The sequence below is a fragment of the Psychrobacillus sp. L3 genome, from assembly GCF_042945595.1.
Lineage (GTDB): Bacteria > Bacillota > Bacilli > Bacillales_A > Planococcaceae > Psychrobacillus.
Window position 1 is genome coordinate 875,710 of the sequence record NZ_CP168493.1, and the last position, 20,289, is coordinate 895,998.

The 20,289-nt window shown below is 35.5% G+C and carries 17 protein-coding genes and 1 pseudogene; 8 read left to right on the top strand and 10 right to left on the bottom strand.

Features of this window, described 5'->3' with window-relative positions:
* Positions 1–3 precede the first annotated feature (3 nt).
* Positions 4–1,347, top strand: a complete 1,344-nt coding sequence (locus tag ACEPXD_RS04130) for a GntP family permease (protein WP_391120207.1) — start codon at positions 4–6, stop codon at positions 1,345–1,347.
* Positions 1,348–1,445: 98 nt separating this feature from the next.
* On the opposite strand, the gene ACEPXD_RS04135 is transcribed toward ACEPXD_RS04130, so the two are convergent.
* Together ACEPXD_RS04135 and ACEPXD_RS04140 are read right to left on the bottom strand one after the other, a co-directional pair.
* Positions 1,446–2,870 (bottom strand): S-layer homology domain-containing protein, encoded by a 1,425-nt coding sequence (locus ACEPXD_RS04135; protein ID WP_391120209.1) that lies wholly within the window; start codon positions 2,868–2,870, stop codon positions 1,446–1,448.
* Between the two features lie 95 nt (positions 2,871–2,965).
* The gene (locus ACEPXD_RS04140; RefSeq protein WP_391120211.1) at positions 2,966–4,585 is read right to left on the bottom strand and encodes a hypothetical protein; all 1,620 of its coding nucleotides are present in this window, start codon (positions 4,583–4,585) and stop codon (positions 2,966–2,968) included.
* 284 nt (positions 4,586–4,869) lie between these two features.
* Between ACEPXD_RS04140 and ACEPXD_RS04145 the strand changes: the two genes are divergently transcribed.
* A complete protein-coding gene (locus tag ACEPXD_RS04145; RefSeq protein WP_391120213.1) occupies positions 4,870–5,943 on the top strand; it encodes a branched-chain amino acid aminotransferase in 1,074 nt (357 codons plus the stop codon).
* A gap of 95 nt (positions 5,944–6,038) precedes the next feature.
* On the top strand, positions 6,039–6,836 hold the full coding sequence (locus ACEPXD_RS04150; RefSeq protein WP_391120215.1) for a gamma-glutamyl-gamma-aminobutyrate hydrolase family protein: 798 nt from the start codon (positions 6,039–6,041) through the stop codon (positions 6,834–6,836).
* 15 nt (positions 6,837–6,851) lie between these two features.
* On the opposite strand, the gene ACEPXD_RS04155 is transcribed toward ACEPXD_RS04150, so the two are convergent.
* Positions 6,852–7,457: a transposase gene (locus tag ACEPXD_RS04155; RefSeq protein ID WP_391120217.1), complete on the bottom strand. Its 606-nt coding sequence runs from the start codon at positions 7,455–7,457 to the stop codon at positions 6,852–6,854.
* A gap of 341 nt (positions 7,458–7,798) precedes the next feature.
* Here ACEPXD_RS04155 and ACEPXD_RS04160 point away from each other — a divergent pair, with 341 nt between their 5' ends.
* The 3 genes from ACEPXD_RS04160 to ACEPXD_RS04170 are packed head-to-tail and all read left to right on the top strand — an operon-like array spanning position 7,799 to position 10,992.
* A complete protein-coding gene (locus ACEPXD_RS04160) occupies positions 7,799–8,506 on the top strand; it encodes a response regulator transcription factor (RefSeq protein WP_391120219.1) in 708 nt (235 codons plus the stop codon).
* Positions 8,496–9,857 carry a sensor histidine kinase gene (locus tag ACEPXD_RS04165; RefSeq protein WP_391120221.1) on the top strand — a complete coding sequence of 454 codons (1,362 nt, stop codon included), beginning with the start codon at positions 8,496–8,498 and terminating at the stop codon, positions 9,855–9,857. Before ACEPXD_RS04160 ends, ACEPXD_RS04165 begins: the two co-directional genes overlap by 11 nt.
* 40 nt (positions 9,858–9,897) lie before the next feature.
* Positions 9,898–10,992, top strand: coding sequence for a PepSY domain-containing protein (locus ACEPXD_RS04170; RefSeq protein WP_391120223.1), 1,095 nt, complete (start codon positions 9,898–9,900; stop codon positions 10,990–10,992).
* A gap of 406 nt (positions 10,993–11,398) precedes the next feature.
* Here the strand turns inward: ACEPXD_RS04170 and ACEPXD_RS04175 are convergent, their stop codons facing one another.
* Positions 11,399–12,379 (bottom strand): proline dehydrogenase family protein, encoded by a 981-nt coding sequence (locus tag ACEPXD_RS04175; protein ID WP_391120225.1) that lies wholly within the window; start codon positions 12,377–12,379, stop codon positions 11,399–11,401.
* Between the two features lie 305 nt (positions 12,380–12,684).
* Here ACEPXD_RS04175 and ACEPXD_RS04180 point away from each other — a divergent pair, with 305 nt between their 5' ends.
* Complete coding sequence (locus ACEPXD_RS04180) at positions 12,685–14,997, top strand: 5'-nucleotidase C-terminal domain-containing protein (RefSeq protein WP_391120227.1); 2,313 nt, start codon at positions 12,685–12,687, stop codon at positions 14,995–14,997.
* Positions 14,998–15,202: 205 nt separating this feature from the next.
* On the opposite strand, the gene menC is transcribed toward ACEPXD_RS04180, so the two are convergent.
* The 3 genes from menC to ACEPXD_RS04195 form a co-directional block, all read right to left on the bottom strand.
* Positions 15,203–16,315, bottom strand: coding sequence for an o-succinylbenzoate synthase (gene menC / locus ACEPXD_RS04185; protein WP_391120229.1), 1,113 nt, complete (start codon positions 16,313–16,315; stop codon positions 15,203–15,205).
* A 4-nt stretch (positions 16,316–16,319) separates the two neighbouring features.
* Complete coding sequence (locus tag ACEPXD_RS04190; protein WP_391120231.1) at positions 16,320–17,465, bottom strand: M20 peptidase aminoacylase family protein; 1,146 nt, start codon at positions 17,463–17,465, stop codon at positions 16,320–16,322.
* Positions 17,466–17,666: 201 nt separating this feature from the next.
* Positions 17,667–17,837 carry a hypothetical protein gene (locus ACEPXD_RS04195; protein WP_391120233.1) on the bottom strand — a complete coding sequence of 57 codons (171 nt, stop codon included), beginning with the start codon at positions 17,835–17,837 and terminating at the stop codon, positions 17,667–17,669.
* A 217-nt stretch (positions 17,838–18,054) separates the two neighbouring features.
* Here ACEPXD_RS04195 and ACEPXD_RS04200 point away from each other — a divergent pair, with 217 nt between their 5' ends.
* Positions 18,055–18,237, top strand: a complete 183-nt coding sequence (locus ACEPXD_RS04200) for a hypothetical protein (RefSeq protein WP_391120235.1) — start codon at positions 18,055–18,057, stop codon at positions 18,235–18,237.
* A gap of 56 nt (positions 18,238–18,293) precedes the next feature.
* Here the strand turns inward: ACEPXD_RS04200 and ACEPXD_RS04205 are convergent, their stop codons facing one another.
* From ACEPXD_RS04205 to ACEPXD_RS04215, 3 genes and pseudogenes are all read right to left on the bottom strand, one after another.
* Complete coding sequence (locus ACEPXD_RS04205; RefSeq protein WP_391120237.1) at positions 18,294–18,662, bottom strand: hypothetical protein; 369 nt, start codon at positions 18,660–18,662, stop codon at positions 18,294–18,296.
* A 289-nt stretch (positions 18,663–18,951) separates the two neighbouring features.
* On the bottom strand, positions 18,952–19,599 hold the full coding sequence (locus ACEPXD_RS04210; protein WP_391120239.1) for a hypothetical protein: 648 nt from the start codon (positions 19,597–19,599) through the stop codon (positions 18,952–18,954).
* A 16-nt stretch (positions 19,600–19,615) separates the two neighbouring features.
* Positions 19,616–20,272, bottom strand: a pseudogene (locus tag ACEPXD_RS04215) (thioredoxin domain-containing protein).
* Positions 20,273–20,289 lie beyond the last annotated feature (17 nt).

The following is a 20,289-nucleotide window of genomic DNA, read 5'->3' on the forward strand; positions in this document are numbered from 1 at the left end:
CAAATGTTATTTTTAGTGATTTTTCTTGGTGTAGTTTTAGTTGTCGTGGCAACAGCTGTGTTCAAGCTTCATCCATTTTTAGCTTTATTAATTAGTGCGTTTTTTGTTGGTATTGCTTCTGGAATGCCATTACTGACTGTTGTAGAAAATGTAAATACCGGATTCGGCGGACTCATGACGAATATCGGTCTAGTTATTGTTGCTGGAACAATTATTGGGGTTATATTGGAGAAATCTGGTGCTGCTTATCGTATGGCAGAAGTGGTGCTTCGTGTTCTAGGGGAGAAGCGACCACAGCTTGCGATGTCTATTATCGGATATATCGTTTCGATACCAGTATTTTGTGATTCAGGTTTTATTATTCTATCAAGCTTGAAAAAATCATTAGCAAAACGTGCAAAAGTGAAAGTAGCATCTATGACGATTGCATTATCAACAGGTTTATTTGCAACACATACGCTTGTTCCTCCAACACCAGGTCCGATTGCGGCTGCGGGAAATATCGGAGCTTCTGATTATTTAGGAACAGTTATTTTAGTAGGATTATTTGTAGCAATCCCCGCAGTTATTGTTGGTTATCTTTGGGCAATAAAAGTAGGAACGAAAATTGATGTGGAAGCGGATCACGAGGAAGCACTGGATTATGACGAAGTAATTAAATCTTTCGGTAAAATGCCTTCTACTTTTAAATCGTTTCTTCCAATTATATTGCCAATTTTGTTAATCGGAATTGGTTCCGTAGCTGCACTAACAGGCGGTGACTCAGGGTTTACCAATTTCTTGAGATTCCTTGGAGCACCAACTGTAGCCTTGTTATTTGGAGTGTTAGCAGCATTTTTATTATTACCTGAAATCAGTGAAAAAACTTTGTCAGGATGGATTGGGGAAAGCTTGAAAGAAGCAGCTCCTATTCTATTAATCACAGGTGCGGGTGGATCATTCGGTACAGTGATTAAAAATTCTGGGGTTGCAGATCAATTGCAACAAATGGACTTAGGAGCACTTGCAAACGGTGCGTTATTCTTACTCGTTCCATTCCTAATTGCAGCAGCACTAAAAACTGCACAAGGTTCATCCACAGCGGCACTTGTAATAACGTCGTCATTAATTGCACCAATGTTACCTACTTTAGGTATTGAAGGAGCAATGCCACTTGCACTAGTTGTTATGGCAATTGGAGCCGGTGCGATGACAGTGAGCCACGTGAACGACAGCTACTTCTGGGTCGTTACACAGTTCAGCGGAATGAAAGTAACCGATGCATACAAAGCACAAACAATGGCAACCTTACTCCAAGGTATCACAACAATCGTAGTAACCATGATCCTTTGGTTAATATTCGTATAAGGTGCAAGGAATTGTTACAGGTGCCAGGCACCTGTAACACATTTGTAATATAAAAATCACCTCCGATACGCTTAGAGTATCGGAGGTGATTTTGTTTGTTAGTTAAAGTATAGCATGTCATCTCGGTAGTTTTGTTTTAAGTCAGATTCTAAGAAGTTTAAGTAACGTACAAGAAGTTGTGAAGCTTTTCCTCTAGTTAATACTTCATTTGCATTAATGCGATTCTTTTTGTCCGGTTCAATAAGTCCAAGCGCACTTGCAACGTAGATACTGTCTTTTGCTTCTTTCGGAATTTTGTTATCATCGATAAACTTTGTTTTGTATCCAGGGCTTGGAGCACGACCTTCCAGTCCTAATGAGCGAACGATAATGGTTGCTGCCTGCGCTCTTGTGATAGAGTCCTTTGCACCAAATTTATTTGCATTAACTGGGCTGACAATGCCTTTATTTAATGCACTTTCAATATAAACATAGTTAGGATCTTTTGGATCTAGGTCTTCAAATAACGCTTTTTTCACGGTATTCTTCTTTGTTGTTTTTTCTTCTAGAACACGTAAATCAACTGCTTTCGCAACACTTATCGTAAATTGATCTTTTTTCATTGCGGCATCAGGTGAAAAGAAGTTGCTAGATTCATCGAAAATGCCAAGTGAATATAGTTTTTCGATATTAGGTTTTGACCAATGATTCGCTATATCGCGGAATTTTGGAACAATGAGACGCTCTATTTTCGGTGTTTTTTCTTTATATAAATAAAGGTTACCTGAACCAGCTCCATATGGAATATTATACGTATATTCAGCAACCATGCTTGAAGAGCTAATTACGGCATGTCCACCTTCAAAACTTGAGAGAGTTGGTGTATGTACTTCATATTCCAATACTTTAGATTTGCTATCAGAAACTTTACTTTTTACAAATGAAGTCCCTACAGGAGTAATGATTTCATAATCAATAATTTGTGTATCCGTTGAACCCCAGAAATTTTCATATCCAACGTCTCTTCCTGTCATATGAACGGTAATAGTTTGTTTACCTGCTGCTGGAGAAGTTTTTAAATAGATTTTGCGAGCAATCACATTTCCAGAATAATAATCTGTTGCAGGGTTATTATCAATGATAGCTCCGTCAGAAAATTGGTAGTCATCTAGTGTATATGTACTTTTGTCGGTCAATGTTACTTTCTCTGAATAACTTTTTACAGTTTTTTTAGAAGTTGTTTGATTTTTTGTATCATAGTTTTTTAAATCCGAAACGTAAACGACGCTACGAGTTAATTTATCTCCAGCATTACTTGTTAACGTAAATTTATAAGTAGAAGTTAATTGGTTTTTAGTTTCTTTTTCAGTAACAGTAGCTTTACCTGTAAATTTGATTGGAGAACCTGATAAGAAAAAAAATTCTTCGTACATATATTCATCTTGAACCCCACCGTTATAATCAATTACTTTCGCACTTGCAGCAGGAGTAAACATAATTAGCATTAATAAAATGGTCGCGATGTAAACTGTGATTCTTTTCATTTGATTATTCATTTGTATTTTCTGTACCTCTTTCCTATTAATATTTCGAGAAGGTAAGGCATGTAAATAATAGTATTTACATGCCCAATTCTCAATTAATCAACTAAAATAATACGAGCTTTTGAGTAGTAATCGTGAATAATGTACAATCGATCGTTCTCTTTAAGAAGGTTAATCGAAATGACATTACCGTCTTTAATGAAAGTCGTTTGGGAAATATCTATATAAGTTAATGGCACAGATTTAGACCAACTTCCACCGTTCCATATACTTGCATCGTTCAAGTCAATATAATAACTTGAATTAAGTTGTAATCGTCCAACAGAAACATACGAAGCTAGATTTCCACTTCCAATAATATGAGCGGCAACTACATGATTATCCTTTACATAGAAATATGCATATTTGCTAGTGCTATACGTAAAGTCTTTCGTTGAGCTATTATAATCGTCCACGACATCAGTATCATTACTAATATTCAAACTAGTACTTGAAGTAGAATACCAATAATTGTTAATCAACCTGTTTGCATTTGTAATCAGTATTTGATTAGAACCAACGTTACTAATTTGTCCAAAGTAAATTTCATAGTTTGACAAGCTAGCACTTTGGAACCCGTCATTTGTAATTTGAATAATATTTGCGTATTGACTGGATGCACCGCCACTAGTAATTACATAGGCATCCCCTCTTTGAGAAAGAGTACTTGCATCGACTAATCGGCCGTTACGAATAATGATCGTTCCTTGATGATAAGAAATATTTCCTACATTGGATAGTTTGATTTTTTGTGAAGTAGTATCAACCGCATTTAAACTCTCATGAATCGTTCGTTCATTGGATTGCTTAATAATTATTTTTTGGACCACTTCTTTACCTAATTGGTTAATAGTTACATAATAAACCTCGTTATTTACATAGTAACGAAGTTGAGTAGGGTCAATTTTTTTATTCCCAACATATATAGGAGTCTTAGTTGTAAATGGTCTAGATGTAAGAGAATTTGGTGATATTGATTGCCAATCCCAGTTTTGAAAAACTTTCTCATCTTTAACTAGGAGCTTCTTTTGATTTGCATCAATTTGTTGAATTGTTCCTTTGTATAAATGTTCCACCTGGATACCTTCCACGATTATTTCAATAGTAGAAAGTGTATCTAAGTCATAATCTGAAAGGTTTAGTTTAACGCGGTCTCCCTCAAACAATACGCTTAAATCTACTAGTTTCGAATCTTTAAAAACTTGCGTATATTGATCCAAATAAAATCTTTTCGATTGTTTATTCTTTAAATTAATGGCGATAAATTTACCGTTTCTATCAATTTCATTCACTGTGCCAGTTAAATATTCTCCTATTGCTTTGGAATTTCCTTGAGGAATATCCGCGAAGCCACGAAGTTCTGTTACCTTTGCTAAATCTACAGATGCCTGAATCCACATTCCTTCTTTAAATGCATCTATAGTTGTAGAAGTCGAATTAATAAAAAGTGGCGTATATTTATCAATTTTCAATGTTATGGTTTTACCGTTATCATTAATCAATGTAATTTTTGTTAATTTTTTTTCTGTTGTTTTGTCACTTAGCACAACTTCTTCATAAGTAGCATCGACGAACATTCCATCTACTAGCGTAGATGCATTCGCAGAAAAGGGGATAGAGAAGGTTGTGAACAATAAAACAATCAATGTGAGTATGTATGTTAAAAACTTAAACAAATAAAATGCCTCCTATCTAATTGTATTTTTCTATATACATGATATATCGGAAGAAAAACGCTAATTGTTAGATAAATAGGAGAATTCCCTTGTAATTATAGAATGAAGAAATTAAAGAGAATAACTATTATTTAATGCTTAGTTGGTCATCAACTTATCGCTTTTCGAAAATTAATTTTGAAAAGGTATTTCTAATTTTTAATAAAGTAGTATAATTGCATATAATATATTGCACATAAATATAATTGCAATAATAACTTTTATTGATAGGGGAAAAGTACGTCATGAGTAGTCTAAAAATTCAAATTACTAGAAGTGAAAACAAAAAAGAAAAAGTACCAGCTGATCAGCTGATTTTCGGTAGAACCTTTACGGATCATATGTTTATCGCAGATTATACGGAAGGTATAGGCTGGCATGATCACAGAATTGTCCCTTATCAACCGATTACTTTAGATCCATCTTCAACTATTTTTCACTATGGACAAACTGTTTTTGAAGGGATGAAAGCATATTTATCAGATGACGGTGTTGTTCGTTTATTCCGTCCTGAAGAAAATATGAAGCGGATGAATAATTCATGTGACCGAATGAGTATGGCAAAAATAGATGAAGAACAGGCACTTGAAGCATTGAAGCAATTAATAGAGGTTGATAAAGAATGGATTCCTTCTGAACCAGGGACATCCTTATACATTCGTCCATTTATGATTGCAACTGAGGCACATTTAGGGGTTTCAGCTGCTCTTACTTATAGTTTCATTATAATAATGTCTCCTGTTGGTTCTTATTATAAAGAGGGGATTCACCCTGTGAAAATTCTAGTGGAAAGCGAGTATGTTCGGGCTGTTGCAGGCGGAACTGGTACTGCGAAAACCGCGGGAAATTATGCTTCAAGCTTAAAAGCTCAGGAAGTAGCTGATCTTGGAGGGTATGCACAAGTTCTTTGGTTAGATGGTATTGAACGCAAATATATAGAAGAAGTAGGAAGCATGAATGTGTTCTTCAAAATTGGTGGCGAAGTTGTAACTCCTGCTTTAAATGGTAGTATTTTAGATGGGATTACTCGAAAATCGATTATCCAATTGTTAAAACATTGGGATGTTCCGGTAACGGAGCGTAAAGTTTCAATGGAGGAAATTCGTGAAGCCTACCGAACTGGTAAGTTAGATGAAGCTTTTGGAACTGGCACTGCAGCGGTAATATCTCCAATAGGAGAACTTCGCTGGAAAGGTGAATTATTTTACGTGAATAATGGGGAAACAGGAGAGCTTTCTAAGAAGCTTTATGATACATTAACTGGTATTCAAAAGGGAACTGTACAAGATCCATTTGGTTGGGTAGTTGAACTAGATTAGGGCTTAGCTTATAGAATAGTTGGTTATGCATTAAAAACAATGAGATATCAAAAACTTAGGATGTTTACAACTTGTTGATTTTGGGGGAATGGAAAATGAAACCACTTATTGGTATATGCGCAAACTACTTATCAGATGATGCAATTGGTATGGAAGTAGGGATTGGAGCTGCGCAACAAGAATGGCAATTACTTGCAGATGATTATATAGTTGCAATAGAACGTGCTGGAGGGGTGCCAGTAATCCTCCCGATAACAGAGGATTTGGAGACGCTAACACCACTTTTGCAAAAGTTAGACGGTATTTTATTCTCAGGAGGATCGGATATCGATCCAAATTATTACGGGGAATATCCTCGATTTGGTTTAGGATTAATTGAGCCAAGACGTGACGATCATGAAGTGAAGCTGGCTCAAAAGATTTTATTTGAAACAGCATTACCTGTCCTTGGAATTTGTCGAGGCATGCAGCTGTTAAACGTCGCAACAGGTGGAACGCTGTATCAAGATTTAGAGTCACAAAAGCCAGATGGTATTAATCATTCTGTATCTAAAGCGTTAAGGCATCACCCATTTCATCCAGTGAAAATTGAGAAAGGGTCTGCCCTCCACACTATTTACGAAACCGAGGAAATAGGGGTAAACAGCTTTCACCATCAAGCAGTGAAAGAATTGGGTAAAGGATTTAAAACTTCTATGACTGCTCCAGACGGAATCGTGGAAGCAATTGAATGGGATCAAGATCGCTTTGTTGTAGCCGTACAATGGCATCCAGAAATGATGGAAGGCCCTTTGGCAACAATTCGTCCAATTTTCAATGCTTTTGTGGAAGAATGTAAAGCAGCAGCTAATCAAATTCACACTTTAGTAGATAATACTGAAATTATTGCTTAATATTAGGGTCCTCTTTTATGTCAAAACTCCTTGACGCTGAGGGGACTTTTCTTCTTCCAAAGGTATACGGAAGTTTTCACAATAGCTACGGTAATCGCTATCTTTAATTTCAGGATAAGTTTCTATAAAAGAAGGAAGTAATTTCGTGTTCAAATATGGATACGGTGATTCTATTTCCGAAACATAATATTTATATGAACTATAAGTATAATTTTCCATTTTATCAGTTATGAAACCTTTCGTATTAAGTGGATTTTGGTGAATATAGCTGCTTACATTCAATAGACTAATTGGGTCTGACACCATGCTAGCAAAGTAGCGAGTTTCATAAAGTTGTCCATAATAATTATATTTTCTTTTAAAATACTCCGAATACCTTTTATTCACAATTGCCATTATATTCGATAATGGTACTTCTGGAGAACGGATCAGCAGATGATAATGATTATTCATTACGCAATATGCAATAATGGTAAAAGGATATTTTAAATTCGTTTTATAAAGTGCTCGAAAAAACAATGCAAAGTCCCCATCATTTAAAAATATATTTTGCCGATTATTTCCCCTCATCGTTACATGATAATAAATTTCTGGTTGCCAAATCCTTCTCATTCTTCCCATTCAAACTGCACCTCCAACGTATTTCATTCACCATATAACAAAATGATAAATACCACAATTGTCATAATTTGCGCTTTCCTGCGACAATTTTCTTTTGATACATAAAAACAGGCCGAAATATAATTTTACTCACTAAAAAGCGTTCAAAATAAAATTTCTGACATTTCACCATTTGTCCTAATATGTCGAGAAAATTTCTTTCACCCCCTGTCGACTACCCATTAAATGGGACTATCATTACAAGCGTGTTACTGGTGCCAGGCACCAGTAACACGCTTGTAATGAATCAAACCAGGCTTTTACGTTGTGTGATAGAATAAGGGGAAAAGAGGGGGATTCGGATGAAGGAGCAGGTTTTAATTATTGAGGATGAGGAGAATATTGCACGTGTTTTGCAATTGGAGCTGGAGTTCGAAGGATACGAGGTCGAAATTGCGTACACCGGTACAGATGGTCTGATTAAATATCGAGAGAAGATGTGGGATTTAATACTGTTGGATTTGATGCTGCCTGGTTTGAACGGCCTGGATGTGCTGAGAAGAATAAGAGCGACGGAATCTGATACGCCAGTGATTTTATTGACAGCTAAAAGTGATATAGAGGATAAGGTGGCTGGTCTCGATCTTGGAGCAAATGATTATGTAACGAAGCCATTTGAAATTGAAGAGCTTCTTGCGCGTGTTCGTTCCTCTATTCGATTTTCAAAATCCGCTGCAATCCCTTTCATAAAGGACGAGAATGTGCATATATTTGAATCGCTCATGTTAAACGAGCAAACCCGTGAAATTTGTAGAGATGGACAATCGATTAATTTGACACCACGCGAATATGATTTATTGCTTTATTTGATGAAACACCCTCATCAGGTATTAACTAGAGAACAGCTTTTAGATGCAGTATGGGGTTTTGATTATTACGGAGATACAAATGTAGTGGATGTTTACATACGATATGTTCGAAAAAAAATTGAAGAAAATCAGAAATCTTCCCTTATTCAAACTGTCCGTGGAGTTGGTTATGTATTGAAGGAGCAAAAGAATGAGGCTTAAAACGAAAATACACCTATTTTCCACATTTCTTACGCTAATTATTTTAAGTATGATGAATATAGGTGTTTATTTTATTTTTGAAAAAATGGCTTATGATACAGAATATAACCAGCTTAACGCGGATGCTGATGAGTTGATTAAGGCATTAAGTAAAATGGAAGTGGAGGACGATGCTGCTACCATTTTGCGAACTTTCATTCCTTCTAAAGGTGCTATTCGTGTGAATGATAGGAAAGGAGAAATGAAATTGTTTGTTCAAACGGTGGATGATGTAAATAATTATCAACCGAAGTTTGAAATCGGCGAGCAATATTCAATTGGTATTTTTCAAGGAATACCGATTTTATCTATTAGCAAGCCGGTTATATGGGCAGACGGGGAAGTTAACGAAGTTCAGACAATGAAACTTTTAGTAGAAGTAAATAAAAATCTAGATTTTCTGCAACTCATATTAATAGGCGTTACATTAGCAGGTATACTCATTATGGCAATTTCCAGTATTATGCTTGGTAAAATTATAACTAGACCCATTAAAAAATTAATAAACACGATGTCTCAAAGTAGAGTGTCCGGGAAGTATAAAAAAATCTCTGTTCCTGCAAATGGAAAAGATGAAATGGCGCAAATGGGTATTGCTTTTAATGAAATGATGGAACAATTGGAACAAAATTATAACAAACAAGAACAGTTTGTTTCGGATGCTTCCCACGAATTAAAAACGCCATTAACTGTCATCGAAAGCTATGCAAAATTACTTTCTCGACACGGCTTTCGTCATACGGAAATAGCAAAAGAATCTGTTCAAGCAATTATTAGTGAAACAAGTAGGATGAAAGAAATGATTTCTCAAATGCTTTTATTAGCTAAAAGTAATGAACAATTTGTTCGTTCTACTGAAGTGGTCAATGTGTATGAACTCGTTGATACTACTTTACAATCTATGCGCACTGCGTATAATAGAAAGTTTTTATTAAAAGGTGAAGGTCCCATTTATGCGAGCACGGATTTGGAACAATTAAGACAATTGCTTTTCATTCTATTAGATAATGCTCGAAAGTATAGTGAAAAAGAAATTAAAACGACTATATTAGAAAATGAGCTGGGTACGAAAATTTCTATTATGGATTATGGAAATGGCATTCCAAAAAAAGATTTGGAATATATTTATAACCGTTTTTACCGAGTAGATGAAGACAGAAATAGGAAAACTGGCGGGACGGGCCTTGGTATGGCAATTGCTAAAGACATAGCAACTCGGATTTCTGTAGAACTCACCATTGAAAGTGTAGTAGGTTTTGGTACAACTATTCACATTTTTATTCCAAAAGATCAAATTCTCAGCAATTTTTAATGTTGGTGAAGTATGATGTGTTGGAGGAGGGAAAGCGTGAATGAAATTTTTCAAAAGAAAAGGATTTCTATCCGTTTTTATTGCGATATTTGCCGCTTTTGGGGTAGGAATTCTACTGAATATCACACATAAGACACAGTCGATATCTGAAAATGAAGTCCGCTCCCAACTCGAGCAAATGTATGATGCAGAAGTTGCCGGTGTTACGATGAAACAAGATGTTTACAAGGCTGTAATTACAAAAAGTGGGACTTTTTATTTGGTTGAAATGAATGCAGTCACTGGTGATGTATATTCCCTTGAACAGACCGATGAATTTGACCTGGATAAACAAATCGTTGTAAGTGAAGATTCAGCAAAGGATGTGAAGGGAAATACGCTGGAAATTCAGGAACAACCATTACTGCAGAGTAGTGATGAAACCAACTTCACAGCAAAGGTAGAAATAGTAAAACCTCCAACGAAAATTGTTATTACCGAAAAGCCCAAAAATGCAAATACAAAATCAGCAACAACTCAATCACGCAAATCTACTGTAGCCATCTCTCCAAAAGGTTTAAAATCTACACAGACAAAAGTGGAAGAGAAACTACCAGAAGAAAAGCAGATTAAAGAAGAAAAAACGATTAAAGAAGTAATTAAAGATGTTTTAAAGTCAGAATCATCCAAGACAGAAGAAGCAAAAGTAGAAAAAGATAAAGATAAAGAAGACGTGTCAAAGGTAGAACAAACAAAAACAGAAGTTGCTAAAACGGAAATCGTGAAGGAAGAATCCCCACTATCAGAAACTTCCAAACTAGAGGACACAAAGGCAGAAGAACAACAAACTACACCTATCAAACCTTTAGCGATTCAATCAGATGCAAAGAAACCAGATGCTGATTCGAAGACCGATAAAGCACCAACCGTCCTAATCTCAGAAGAACAAGCAATTAAAACTGCTCAACAACAGATAAAAGGTACAGTCGAAAGTAATTCATTTGTTAAAACAAATGAAGGTGGCTACTATTTAATTGTGATGAAAGCATCCTTATCAGATACTGATTCAAAAGAAGGTTCCAAAACAAAACAAAGCAAAGCGACGATCCAAGTACATGCTATTTCAGGTAAAATACTTTCTGTTACATGGGAATAAAAAACTCTCATCAAATTCTAATAAACCTCTATCTGTATTCTCATTTAAGTGGTTTACTATTAGATTAACAAGTAAATAGTATGTAAAGTTGATGAGCGAGCTTAGAAGGAAGCAAGTTCAGAAAACTTCCGAATTATAATAGGGGAATTAATCAACGGCGATTAAAGCGATAATAACAAAGTGAAGAAGAAGAAAAAAGATTACGGCGCTTTAAAAACACACACCCTTGAGCGATAACAAGGAAGTATAAAACACCTTATTCTACCATTCCCCGTAGAATAAGGTGTTTTTTTTATTGAACGGATTATTACAAATTCATTACGGGTGCCTGGCACCTGTAATGAATTTGTAATAATAAAAAACACTACGCTGCCATAGTGATTAATGGCAGTGCAGTGTTGTTGTTTTATCGTTTATTTTTACTTCTTTTTGTTATTCTTCCTAGTGCGAATGCACCAGCAGCGATTCCAAGAAGAGTGTTTGTGTTTTTGTTGAATACTTGTTTAACAACTAGATTCAAATTTTGTGGACGCTCCGCTAGACGACGCATGAAATACCCATACCAGTCTTTACCAAATGGGACATACGTGCAGAAGTTGTAGCCTTCTTTTGCAAGTTGTAATTGCATATCTGTACGGAATCCGTAAAGCATTTGGAATTCAAATTTGTCGTTTGGAATATTGTTTTCTTTGATAAATTGTTTTATATGGTTAATCACATTATGATCATGTGTTGCGATGGATGTGAATTTACCGTTTAGTAAATGCCATTCGATTAATTCCACATAGTTTTTATCAATTTCCTCTTTCGTTTGATACGCGTATTCTAATGGTTCTTTATAAGCACCTTTTACGATACGTAGTCGGAAGTTTTTATACTTTTGAATATCTTCTTCCGCACGATAAAAGTAAGCTTGGATTACTGTTCCAACATTGTCATATTCTTTGGAAAGCTCGTCCAAGATGTCGAAAGAAGGTTGTAAGTGTTTGTTTGATTCCATATCAATATTGATAAATGTGCCGTATTTATGTGCAATTGCTACGATTTCTTTTAAGTTTTCTAAAGCAAAACCATAGTCAATATCTAGTCCAAGTTGAGATGGCTTCAATGAAATATGAGCATCTACTTTATTTTCTTCAATTGCTTGGATTACAGCAATGATTTGATCTTTTGCTTCTAAAGCTTCTTCTTTTTCGAAAACAAATTCCCCTAAATTATCTACTGTACAAGATATACCTACAGCATTTAATTTTTTAATACTTTCGATTGTTTCTTTAATATCAGTTCCAGCTACTACATGTTGTGCACCCATTTTTAAACCATATTTTTTTGCTGCACTATTTAATAGTTGGTTTTCGGATAAAGTCATAAAAATATCTTTTAACATTGTGATGCTCCCATCTCTTTTTTGATACCTTATTATATCATAAAAATACCGTGATATTCATTTGTTACTATTGAAAATGTCATATAAAAGTGGCTTATAAATGAAAAGAAACGTTCCTATCTAAATTTGTCTTAAAATCAAATAAAAAGGCTATAATTACTATACATATTTTCATTCTATTAACTCCTAATTATCTGAATTTTGACTTGCGATATATCGGGAATTAGGGTAGTTTAGGAATTGTGGATAATTATGAATATGTTAATAGAATTAATTATCTATCACCATTATCTAGGAGGTAGGATATGAAAAATAGTAATCTGAAGAAGTCGGCAGCAGCGGCAGTGATAGCGACAACATTGTTTTCAGCGTCAAGTATTTCTTTCGCAAATAGTTCTCTACAAAATGTAGTAGATGAGGCAAGTAAAGATATCAAAAATGCATCATATGCTTATGTAGTTCCGGCTCAATCAGGAAAGCTTGTTGCAAGTGGGAATTTATATGCATCGTTGAATAAAGCGAAAGCAAATTACCAAAAAGCAAAAGATGCTATTGTAAAATCAGATGCCAAAAACAAAGATACATTAATCAAAAATTTAGATGAGTTGTACTACGAAAGAGTTACAAAAGGACTAGTTCCTTACATTGATGCATACAACTATGCAGATAAATATTTAGATCCTATCATGAAAGATATTCAAAAAGCAGAGTTTGATAAAGACTGGGCAAAACTAGAAAAAGCGTATCATAAACTATCAGTTCAATTAAAAACAAGAACAGCTATATTATATCGTTTTACTGGTAAAGATGCCCGCGATTTACTATTAAAACAATATAAAGACCCTGCAAATCAAAAAAGAGATGCTCTAATGGTTCCAGTTACTGTTTATATGAAAGTTAATCAAGCAGAGGCATTAGTAAAAGCTGGGAAAAAAGAAGATGCTATTAAAGTAGTAGATTCTATACAATCATTATTAGATAGACTTCCAAGCGAAAAAACTCTACCTGCAGTGAAAGAACTTTTACTACAGGTTGAAGCAATTGCAGATAAAGTAGATACAGGCTTTACTTTATCTATGATGCATCTAAATGATACTCATGCACACACGGAGCAAGCTCCAAAACGTATAACGGCTATTAAAGATGTACGAGCTGTAAAACCATCTGCTTTATTAATTGATGCTGGTGACGTATTCTCTGGCACTTTATACTTTAACGAATTCAAGGGACAAGCCGATGTAGAGTTAATGAACTTAATGGATTACGATGTAATGACATTTGGTAACCATGAATTTGATTTAGGTTCAAGTCCTGAAGGTCATTTAGCACTCAGCGAATTTATTAAAAAATCCAAGTTTCCATTTGTTAGCTCAAATGTTAACTTCTCGAAAGATATAAATCTTAAAGGATTATTTAATGTTAATGTTTCTTCAGATCCTAAAGACGGTCAAATCTATAGTGGTATTATTAAAGAAGTGGATGGACAAAAAATTGGTTTATTCGGACTGACTACTGCTGAAACTGTAGATATTTCTAGTCCGAAAGACGTTACATTTACGGATTATATTAAAGCAGCTCAAAAAATGGTAGATGAATTTGAAAAGCAAGGTGTTAATAAAGTAATAGCGGTTACCCATATCGGTTTTGATGATAGCGCAGAATATGATAATGATTTATTATTAGCTGCTGCCGTAACTGGAATAGATGTAATCGTGGGTGGGCACAGTCATACTCAATTGGATAAGCCAGTTGTAGTAGATAAAGATAAAAATGGAGTAAAGAAAGATCCTACAGTTATTGTTCAAGCATATCAATATAGTGACTTCTTAGGAACTTTGGATGTAAATTTTGATAGACATGGTAAAGTCATAGGTCATGACGGGAAGTTAATTCCGATCAAAGATCAAAAAGATGATCCAGCTGCAGCTGAATTACTAAAGAAATACTCAGACAAAATTAAAGAGATCAAAGGAAAAGAAATTGGAGTTACAGCAGAGCAAGAACTTACAAATCCTCGTGTCAAGGTCGATACAGATCCAAGCGTACGTAAAAATGAAACAGCATTAGGTAATATCATTACGGACGGCATGTTAGCAAAAGCAAAAACGTTTAACAATAAAGTAGTAATGGCTCTTCAAAACGGTGGAGGAATCCGTTCTGAAATTAATGCTGGTCCAATTACTGTAGGAGAAGTTATTACAGTTCTTCCTTTCGGTAATACATTAGCAACGATGGAAGTAACTGGTGCAGAACTAAAAGCTGCATTTGAAATTAGCTTTAAATCATATCCAAAAGAAAATGGTGGTTTCTTACACGTATCTGGAGCCAAAGTAGAATTTGATTCCTCTAAACCAGAAGGGCAACGAGTAGTTTCCATTAAGATTAAAGCAGCAGATGGAACGTATGTAGATATTAAAGATGCTGTTCAATATGTTGTAGCAACCAATGCATTCACAGCAAAAGGTGGAGATGGCTACGATGTATTCGCAAAAGCTTATGCAGAAGGCCGTGTAACAGATCTTGGACTTTCTGATTGGGAAAACCTTCAAGAACAACTTCAATCTATGAAAACAGTTAAGAATGAAATAGAAGGTCGAATTGTCGACGTAAAAAAGTAAATTAACATGTGCCCTTTCACTATTTTAGTAGTGGAAGGGCCTATTTCTATTAAGTTATTTTTATAATAGAGCGAATGTCAACCTGATGAGCACCTACCCGGATACTATTCACACCAAAAACCCTGACAAAAACACTTAAGTTTCAGAAAAGTATAGTGATAAAAAAAACCTCCCCTAATTCCAAAAAAAGGGAGGTAACAAGCAGTTATTCTGATTTAAAATGGAATTGCTCCACCGTATAGCGATCTATTGCTTCCATATTTGGTTCATATCCAATGCCATATGCTTTTGGGACGGTAATATAACCATCTTCCGCAACTACTTCTGGTGTAATCACATCTTCTTCCCAATAACGTGAAGAGCTTGAAGTATCTCCAGGTAGAATAAAATTAGGCAAAGTTGTAAGTGCTACATTATGGGCGCGTCCGATTCCAGATTCCAGCATTCCTCCACACCAAACAGGCATGCCATTTGCCAGACAGAAGTCATGAATTTTTTTCGATTCTGTTAAGCCCCCAACACGGCCAATTTTAATATTAATAATTTTGGCGCTACCAAGTTCAAATGCTTTGCGGGTATCTTCTAATGAATGAATACTTTCATCTAAGCAAATTGGTGTTTTCAATTCTTTTTGCAGTTTTGCATGATCGATAATATCGTCTGAAGCAAGCGGCTGCTCAATCATTGTCAAATTAAACGCATCCAACTGTTTTAACAATTCCATATCATCTAATGTATACGCAGAATTCGCATCTGCCATAAGCGGAACATCTGGAAAAGCCTTACGAAGTGAACGAAGTACTTCCACATCATGTCCAGGTTTAATTTTTACTTTCATTCGTTTATAGCCCTCTGCTAAATATCCACCGACTAATTCTATTAACTCAGTAGCACTCTTTTGGATACCTATACTAACACCAACCTCAATTTTTTCGGCTGTGCCACCAAGTGCTTCTGCTAGTGTTAGCTTATTTCGTTTCGCATACAAGTCCCAAATAGCACCTTCTACTGCTGCTTTTGCCATATTATTTTTGCGAAGAGGAGTAAATAGTTCGCTCACTTCATCAGGGTGGTTAATATCTTTATCCAATACGAGTGGAATTAAGAAGTCTCTAATCATATGTAAGTTCGTTTCTAGTGTTTCTTCGCTGTACCATGGGGATTGGAATGCAGTTGATTCGCCCCACCCTGTATTTCCTAATTCATCTGTTGCTTCTAATAATAGAAATTCTTTCAATTGGAAAGTACCGAAGCTAGTAGAGAAAGGAGATTTCATAGTCATGTTCATTTTGCGTATATTCATTTCTTTGATTAACATGCGATTACTCCTTTAACAAATTGGTTTCACTTCTTTGAAAAGTATCCATTACGGTACGGGCAAGAATTTCAATACCAGTTAATATTCTTTCATGTTTAAACGTCATATTAGGGTGATGTAATCCCGGAGTTAAATCGCAGCCTAGTCCAAGCATGGTTGCTTTAATAGCAGGTCTTTTTAATGTGTAAAAATGGAAATCTTCTCCACCAGGAGTAATAATAGGAGGGATGTAATAATCTTTTCCGATTGTCTCGATTATTGCCTCTTTCATTAATTTAACTGCTTCTGGATGGACCTGCGCAGCTACAATTTCAGTATCCGTGTGAAAATCAATGGAGATATTATTAAGGATTGCCACAGATCGAATGGCATGCTCTACTTTACCTATCAACTCATTCATCGCAGCATTGGACTGCGCTCGAATATCGATACTAAACTCCGCATTTCCAGGTATAATATTTGCGGATTCTCCACCAGCAAGAAATCTTGTCAGTTTTGCCGAATAAGACATCATTGGATCCAAATAAATTGCTTGAATTGCTTGCACTATTTGTGCACCAACCTCTATAGCATTTACGCCAAGATGTGGCCTTGCACCATGTGCCTCGACCCCGTGAATCTTACCGCTCACTAGTTTTCCTGCTCCGTGAATAATAGCAGGGGAGCAATAGCCATTTCTTAACTCTTGAATCGGACGGAGATGAACGCCATATAGATAGTCTATATCATCTACTAACCCTTTATCCACGTAAGAAAGTGCTCCTTGTCCCTTTTCCTCCGCGGGTTGAAATAATACTTTTAAAGTTCCTTTTTGAGGAACACCCAGTTTCTTCAATAAAAGAAGGGTGCCTATTGCCATTGTCATATGTGCATCATGTCCGCAAGAGTGATTTGCTTTGAATTCACCATCAACTTCTTGCCAAAGTGCATCCATATCCGTTCGAAGTCCAACGCAAGGCTTCCCACTTCCGATTGTAACGACTAATCCAGTAGAATCATCGAAAGTTTGTACACCAAACCCTTCACTAGCTAACAATTCTTTCAAGTACTTTGTTGTTTCTATTTCTTCCCAACTTATTTCGGGATGACTATGAAGATGCTCAAAAACTGCTTCTACAATCGGTTTTATTTCTGATAATACATCTTTCATGTTCTTTCTTCTTCCTCCTCCAATTGATAATTATGTGGAATATTTCTATATAATGGTAACTTTTTTTAAAGTCGCTGTTTGTTACAAGTTTAATCAAGGAATAAACGAACAACTTAATTTATCATAATATTCGGCAGAATACAATGATTGGGTTGGAAACTAAAGTTTTTTATTGCATAAAAAAACCCACAAAAAGTGGGGTTACTGAGAAGTAGGGGGGATATTTTTGTGTTCAGTAGATACTTCCTTTATATTCTCTTCCTCTTCCTGACTGGGAGCAGGACCACCTTCACCAATCATATTGAGGGAAGCAATTAAATCTAAATTTTTCCTCATGGCCATTTCTTCTGGGTCGACAGGATTTGGATGCACAAAATCATCTCCTTAACTATTCGCATACTGAAAATTTTTTTTGGAAGCACTGGAATGCAGAAATAAAATTTTGGGTGCATAAAGAGCTCTAAAAGTGAATTTTAGACAACAAATGGCTTACAAAATTCTATTGCTTTAATTTACGCTGAATTCTGACAGTTGAGTTAACTTAGGAACTATTTACAATAGTATTTATAAATGAATGGAGGAATGTAGTATGAAACTAAAGTATTTTGTAGAAGTAATGGGTCAAAGTTTACAAAAAGTAGAGGAATCTGTAGAACATATGGAGATGCATACGATTGTGACCAAAACGGAGCAACATCAAATCATGCAAGCATTACTCGAATTAAGTGAGCGAATAAAATGGATTGAAGCATACATGGGGAATAGGCACTAGTAAGTGCCTTTCAAGTGGAAATAATGACATCAAAATAGTATATGCAATGCTTCATATTAAGATAACTCTTTCATAATTTGAGCTTGTTCTGTTAAAGGTGCATAACAAATATTATTTTGACAAATTTGGACAGAAAGGGGAGAAGATATTTCATTTTCAAACGTCCACACATCATATGGTCGAAATGTTTGGTGTAGATAGGTGGAAATTTCATTTTCTAAATCTCCCCTAATTTTTATTTCACGATCTTCTATAGAAAATGCTAAACGTGCGATTAACATCGAGGGAACAGAGGATGGAAACTGAATAGCATCTTCTGCAAACGCCGCAAAGATATTTTCAATTTTATTGAACAACTCTATGTCTTCCGTTATTTTCGCTAATCGCCAAAGTTGCATTGCCGCTATTCCATTACCAGAAGGCATTATGTTATCTAAAGCGGATTTTTCGCAAATAAATAATTTTTCTGCATCATTATTTGTAAAGAAAAATCCTCATTGAACTGTATCTTCATATTGTGAAAATAGAGTAGTGACAAGTTTTTTCGCTTTTCCTATATAATCGTTGTTCCCAGTAGCTTGATGTAACTCAATCAATGCCCATATAACGTTTGCGTAATCATCTAAATAAGCGAGATGCTTCGCTTTAGCATCTCTATATCGTGCATAAAGAATTTTTTCTTGGATTACGTTTTTTTGATAAATTGCATTCCGTTTATTGCAAGTTGAATAAATCTAGGTTCTGAAAATGTTGCACCTGCTTTTGCAAGGCTGCAATAAGTAATCCGTTCCAAGAAGTAAGAATCTTGTCATCTAGATGGGGATACACTCGGTTTTGACGTTGGAAAAATAAAAGCAGACGGGAAGCTTCTAACTTATCTTGTAATTCATCCAGTGTAATATCGTATTCATCTACTAATGCTTTTGCGTCGGAATAAATTAAATTCGGTATATTCTTCCCTTCAAGATTACCCGCTACTGTAATATCATATGCTTTTGCATAAAGGGAACCTTCTTTTTCACCAAGTATGTCCATGATTTCAAGGTAAGACCAAATATAATAAGTACCTTCCGCCCCTTCACTATCCGCATCAATAGCAGAATAAAACCCACCATCAGGTTGTGTCATTTCCCGTTCAATAAATTCGATTGTATTATAGACGATTTCCTTATATTGTTTAATTTCTGTAATTTGATAGGTTTCCGTATATACAAGTAATAGAAGTGCTTGGTCATATAACATTTTTTCAAAATGAGGGACAAGCCATATTTCATCTGTAGAATACCGAGCAAAACCAAATCCGATATGATCATATATTCCACCTAATGCTATCCCATCAAGCGTTGTTTCGACAATATTCAATACATTTTGATCTTTATTAGCATAAGAGTAGCGAAGTAAAAATAAAAGCTGTCCGAGAGGGGAATTTAGGAGCAACCCCAAATCCACTGTACTGGATATCAAAACTATCTGCTAATTGTTGGTATGCTTCATTAATCGTATTCAAGGGAATGGATTTTTCTTGTAGACTATAGCTCTCTTTTAATGCATTAGAAAGCTTTTCACTAATCCCTTCAATCAGCTCCGGTTCTTTTAGGAAGACATCTGCTAAATGTGGCAACAGATCAAGCATTCCAGGACGGCCGTATTTGCTTTCTTTCGGAAAATAAGCACCTGCATGAAATGGCTTTTGTTTCGCAGTTAAAAATACATGGAGCGGCAATCCGCCTTCAGCAGTGAGCATTTTACATACATTCATATATATGGAATCGATATCAGGACGTTCTTCACGGTCCACTTTAATCGACACAAAGTGTTCATTTAGCAAGTTCGCTACTTCTTTATCCTCAAACGATTCTTTCTCCATTACATGACACTAATGGCAAGTGCTATAACCGATACTAACGAACACTGGCTTGTTTTCACTTCTCGCTTTTTCAAATGCTTCGACCCCCCATGGATACCAGTCGACAGGATAGAGTGCGTGTTGAAGTAAGTATGGTGATTTCTCATGGATTAATCTATTTGCTGTCATTAGTACACCTTCCTTCG

Excerpts from the sequence above, each read along its gene's own strand:
- ACEPXD_RS04135 (WP_391120209.1), bottom strand. The coding sequence starts at position 2,870 with ATGAAAAGAATCACAGTTTACATCGCGACCATTTTATTAATGCTAATT.
- ACEPXD_RS04130 (WP_391120207.1), top strand. The coding sequence starts at position 4 with ATGTTATTTTTAGTGATTTTTCTTGGTGTAGTTTTAGTTGTCGTGGCA.
- ACEPXD_RS04180 (WP_391120227.1), top strand. The coding sequence starts at position 12,685 with ATGAAAAATAGTAATCTGAAGAAGTCGGCAGCAGCGGCAGTGATAGCG.
- ACEPXD_RS04155 (WP_391120217.1), bottom strand. The coding sequence starts at position 7,457 with ATGGGAAGAATGAGAAGGATTTGGCAACCAGAAATTTATTATCATGTA.
- ACEPXD_RS04150 (WP_391120215.1), top strand. The coding sequence starts at position 6,039 with ATGAAACCACTTATTGGTATATGCGCAAACTACTTATCAGATGATGCA.
- ACEPXD_RS04205 (WP_391120237.1), bottom strand. The coding sequence starts at position 18,662 with ATGCCTTCTGGTAATGGAATAGCGGCAATGCAACTTTGGCGATTAGCG.
- ACEPXD_RS04200 (WP_391120235.1), top strand. The coding sequence starts at position 18,055 with ATGAAACTAAAGTATTTTGTAGAAGTAATGGGTCAAAGTTTACAAAAA.
- ACEPXD_RS04145 (WP_391120213.1), top strand. The coding sequence starts at position 4,870 with ATGAGTAGTCTAAAAATTCAAATTACTAGAAGTGAAAACAAAAAAGAA.
- menC (WP_391120229.1), bottom strand. The coding sequence starts at position 16,315 with ATGTTAATCAAAGAAATGAATATACGCAAAATGAACATGACTATGAAA.
- ACEPXD_RS04175 (WP_391120225.1), bottom strand. The coding sequence starts at position 12,379 with ATGTTAAAAGATATTTTTATGACTTTATCCGAAAACCAACTATTAAAT.
- ACEPXD_RS04170 (WP_391120223.1), top strand. The coding sequence starts at position 9,898 with ATGAAATTTTTCAAAAGAAAAGGATTTCTATCCGTTTTTATTGCGATA.
- ACEPXD_RS04190 (WP_391120231.1), bottom strand. The coding sequence starts at position 17,465 with ATGAAAGATGTATTATCAGAAATAAAACCGATTGTAGAAGCAGTTTTT.
- ACEPXD_RS04165 (WP_391120221.1), top strand. The coding sequence starts at position 8,496 with ATGAGGCTTAAAACGAAAATACACCTATTTTCCACATTTCTTACGCTA.
- ACEPXD_RS04160 (WP_391120219.1), top strand. The coding sequence starts at position 7,799 with ATGAAGGAGCAGGTTTTAATTATTGAGGATGAGGAGAATATTGCACGT.